At 58.2% G+C, this 1,312-nt stretch carries 2 protein-coding genes; one reads left to right on the top strand and one right to left on the bottom strand.

Annotation, left to right across the window (positions count from 1 at the left end):
• Positions 1-84: 84 nt before the first annotated feature.
• Complete coding sequence (locus G5V65_RS21860; protein WP_165054727.1) at positions 85-861, top strand: glucose 1-dehydrogenase; 777 nt, start codon at positions 85-87, stop codon at positions 859-861.
• A gap of 135 nt (positions 862-996) precedes the next feature.
• Here G5V65_RS21860 and G5V65_RS21855 read toward each other — a convergent pair whose 3' ends face one another.
• On the bottom strand, positions 997-1,269 hold the full coding sequence (locus tag G5V65_RS21855) for a hypothetical protein (protein WP_165054724.1): 273 nt from the start codon (positions 1,267-1,269) through the stop codon (positions 997-999).
• Positions 1,270-1,312 lie beyond the last annotated feature (43 nt).

Genomic DNA, 1,312 nt, shown 5'->3' with positions numbered 1-1,312 from the left:
TGGTGAGGACCCGCTGAAATTGGCCAGGACAGCGTCAATGCTCGAGAAAAGTGAAAGTGTCCTTCGGGTTTTGTGACGAGGAAGATGGAGCGTTTGAAAAATAAAGTGGCGATCGTCACTGGCGCGGCCCTGGGACTTGGGGCGGCGACGGCACAAATGCTGGCGCGCGAGGGTGCCAAGGTGGTACTGACCGACATCAAGGATGTCGAGGGGGAGGCGGTGGCTCGGGCCATCACGGAAAACGGTGGCAGCGCGATCTATTTCAAGCACGACGTCGCCGACGAGAACGCTTGGGAGCGGGTGATGGCCGGCACTCTCGAGCAGTTCGGTCGCCTTGACGTGCTCGTCAATAATGCTGGTGTCGGCTGGGGCGGTCCGCCGGAGGAAGAGACGCTGGAACGCTGGCGAACACTGATGAGCATCAACCTCGATGGCGTTTTCCTTGGGACAAAGCATGCCATTCTGACGATGAAGAAAAACGAACCGGCGGGTGGTACGATTATTAACATATCATCCATCGAAGGCTTGGTCGGTGATCCCAATCTCGGGGCCTATAACGCCTCGAAAGGTGGGGTCAGGCTTTATACCAAGTCGGTTGCGCTCTATTGCGCAAAAGAACAGTTGAACATCAGGGCAAATTCGATCCACCCCGGCTACATCTGGACACCGCTGGTTGAAAATTACCTTGCCGAGCATGGCGACGTCTCTGAAGGCCGCAAGGCGTTGGACGCGCTGCATCCGATTGGCCGGGTTGGCGAGCCGGAGGATGTTGCTTATGGCGTGGTTTATCTCGCGTCGGACGAGGCGAAGTTCGTGACCGGCGCGGAACTCGTCATCGACGGCGGATACACGGCGCAGTAGCGCAGGGCGTCCGCTTGCGCTCAGGATATGCTTGGTTTTGACCGTTAACCTTGCGATCGTGGGCCGGTCTCGCCCCGGAGCAATGGGACAGGAGATCGAACGATGACCACAAGCACATCATCCCTGTCCAGTCGATCACTCGGACAGGTTCGAGTTGAATTGAACAAGGATTCCGGCGGGTGTCAGACGAGCGGAGAGTATAGACCAACTCGTGTGTCCATGGGCACGCGGCCACAAAAATCGAAGATCGGATCGTTTAGCAGCCGGGAACACCCCGTTCGACACTCTTCGCGCCAGCGCCGCCGTCCCGTCGGTGCCGCGAATGCGTAGCAACATGTCGCCGCGTTCGGGCGTGGACAGATAGAGGATCCGGGTTATAAGGGCCACATATCCCGACGGGGTGATCATCACCTCCGAGGTCTCCTATACGAGGCGGCATCCGTTATTCTGA

It is taken from the genome of Paragemmobacter kunshanensis (assembly GCF_011059185.1).
Classification (GTDB): Bacteria; Pseudomonadota; Alphaproteobacteria; order Rhodobacterales; family Rhodobacteraceae; genus Paragemmobacter; species Paragemmobacter kunshanensis.
Note: the sequence above shows the minus strand (reverse complement) of the source record. Positions and strands in the feature narration are given on the sequence as shown.

Coding starts and splice junctions, on each gene's coding strand:
- G5V65_RS21860 (WP_165054727.1), top strand. CDS start 85: ATGGAGCGTTTGAAAAATAAAGTGGCGATCGTCACTGGCGCGGCCCTG.
- G5V65_RS21855 (WP_165054724.1), bottom strand. CDS start 1,269: ATGATCACCCCGTCGGGATATGTGGCCCTTATAACCCGGATCCTCTAT.